The 2342-nt window shown below is 57.7% G+C and carries 2 protein-coding genes; both read right to left on the bottom strand.

The features are described from left to right. Positions 1-881 (bottom strand): peptide chain release factor 1 (gene prfA, locus HP459_RS22475; protein ID WP_171936880.1); only part of this gene is annotated, 881 nt, incomplete at its 3' end. A 41-nt stretch (positions 882-922) separates the two neighbouring features. Further along, complete coding sequence (hemA, locus tag HP459_RS22470; protein WP_003856666.1) at positions 923-2179, bottom strand: glutamyl-tRNA reductase; 1257 nt, start codon at positions 2177-2179, stop codon at positions 923-925. Positions 2180-2342 lie beyond the last annotated feature (163 nt).

Genomic DNA, 2342 nt, shown 5'->3' with positions numbered 1-2342 from the left:
CGGGTAGAGGCTTCCGCCTGCTGGCGTTTCGCCATTTCCGCCGCGTGGATACGGGCACCCAGCACGGATAAAGCCTTAGCTTTGTTCTTGTGCTGGGATCGCTCGTCCTGACACTCAACCACAATCCCGGTGGGCAGGTGAGTAATACGGATAGCGGAGTCGGTGGTGTTAACGTGCTGACCACCCGCCCCTGAAGAGCGGAAGGTGTCGATGCGCAGATCCGCCGGGTTGATATCCGGCAGTTCCGCTTCCGGCAGCTCGGGCATGACCGCCACCGTACAGGCCGAAGTGTGAATGCGTCCCTGAGATTCTGTCGCAGGCACACGCTGCACGCGGTGACCACCGGATTCAAACTTCAGCCGACCATAAACGCCGTCGCCGCTGATTTTGGCGATAACCTCTTTGTAGCCGCCATGCTCGCCTTCGTTGGCGCTCATGATCTCTACGCGCCAGCGGCGTGATTCCGCATAACGGCTGTACATACGGAACAGATCTCCGGCGAACAGCGCCGCTTCGTCGCCGCCGGTACCGGCGCGGACTTCCACAAAAGCGTTACGCTCATCGTCCGGATCTTTTGGCAGCAGAAGGACCTGAAGCTGCTGCTCCATCTCTTCTGACCGCGCTTTAGCGTCCTGCAACTCTTCCTGGGCCATCTCGCGCATTTCAGGATCGTCGAGCATCATCTGCGCGGTTTCGATATCTTCCTGGACCTGTCGCCAGTCGGTAAAGCATTTTGAAACATCACTTAACTGCGCGTATTCACGCGACAGCGCGCGAAAACGTTCCTGGTCGGCAATGGTCCCGGCATCGCCGAGCAGCGCCTGGACTTCTTCATGGCGCTCGTGCAGAGCTTCCAGTTTAGCGACGATAGAAGGCTTCATAGGCGTAAATGCACCTTGTCTTAGAAAATGGGTATAGGGCGCTATTCCAGCCCGAGGCTGTTGCGCAGAATAGTCAGGCGTTCATCGTCCCCGTCACGGGCAGCCTGCTGAAGAGATTTGGTTGGGGCATGGATCAGGCGGTTGGTCAGTTTCCAGGCTAAATCCTGCATAATCGCCTGCGCGTCGCCGCCCTGTTCAAGGGCCGCTAACGCTTTGGCCGTCAGGTCATCACGCACCTGCTCCGCCTGACCGCGGTATTCGCGGATGGTCTCGCTGACGCTTTGCGCGCGCAGCCAGGCCATAAATTCGCTGGTTTCCTGTTCAACGATGGTTTCCGCCTGCACAGCCGCCGCCTTACGCTGGGCAAGGTTGTGCGAAATGATACTTTGCAGGTCATCCACGCTGTACAGGTAGGCGTTCGCCAGTTTGCCCACTTCCGGTTCGACATCACGCGGAACGGCGATATCCACCAGCAGCATCGGCTGATTGCGGCGGGATTTCAGCGCACGCTCGACCATCCCTTTCCCGATAATCGGCAGCGGGCTGGCGGTAGAACTGATAATAATGTCCGCCTCTTTCAGACGTTCATCGATGTCGCTCAGCGCAATCACCTCAGCGCCCACTTCATCTGCCAGCACCTGCGCACGTTCGCGGGTGCGGTTAGCGATGATCATCTTCTTCACCTTGTGTTCGCGAAGATGGCGCGCCACCAGCTCGATGGTTTCGCCCGCCCCCACCAGCAGTACGGTGACGGTCGACAGCGATTCAAAGATTTGACGGGCAAGAGTACAGGCCGCGAAAGCAACCGAAACCGCACTGGCGCCAATGTCGGTTTCGGTTCGCACACGCTTCGCCACGGAGAATGACTTCTGGAACATTCGCTCCAGTTCGCTGGCTTTCAGATGACCTTTCTGGGAATCCGCGAAGGCTTTTTTCACCTGGCCGAGGATCTGCGGCTCGCCCAGCACCAGCGAATCCAGACCGCTGGCCACACGCATCAGATGGCTGACCGCATCGTTATCCTGATGCCAGTACAGGCTGTTGCGCAGCTCTTCTTCGTTGAGGTTGTGATAGTCACATAGCCAGCGGATCAGCGCCTCGTGCAGGTTGTCCTGCTCCTCCACGCTTAAATAGAGCTCGGTACGGTTGCACGTCGACAGCACCACGCCACCCTGCACCATCGGCTGTGCAAGCAGGCTATCCAGCGCCAGGTCGAGCGTATCCGGCGAAAACGTAACGCGTTCTCGCAGTGAAACCGGGGCCGTTTTGTGGTTAATACCGAGTGCTAATAGGGTCATGTTGAGCGGGAGTAGTACCAGCGTTAATAAGGTTAGCAGGACGCATCATACAGGATGCGCGAGATCAATAAAAGAGACTGCCCCCTTTCGGAGTAATAGCTTACGCCGCGCTTTGAGATAATTTGAACGTAGACGGTGGCACCCTTCAACGCTAGCATTAACA

It is taken from the genome of Enterobacter sp. CM29, from assembly GCF_013179605.1.
Classification (GTDB): Bacteria; Pseudomonadota; Gammaproteobacteria; order Enterobacterales; family Enterobacteriaceae; genus Enterobacter; species Enterobacter intestinihominis.
The sequence above is the reverse complement of the archived record's forward strand: the minus strand, read 5'-3'. Positions and strand labels throughout refer to the sequence as shown.

What these genes read in the sequence shown, in the direction of transcription:
- hemA (WP_003856666.1), bottom strand. Translation starts at nt 2,179, where the DNA reads ATGACCCTATTAGCACTCGGTATTAACCACAAAACGGCCCCGGTTTCA.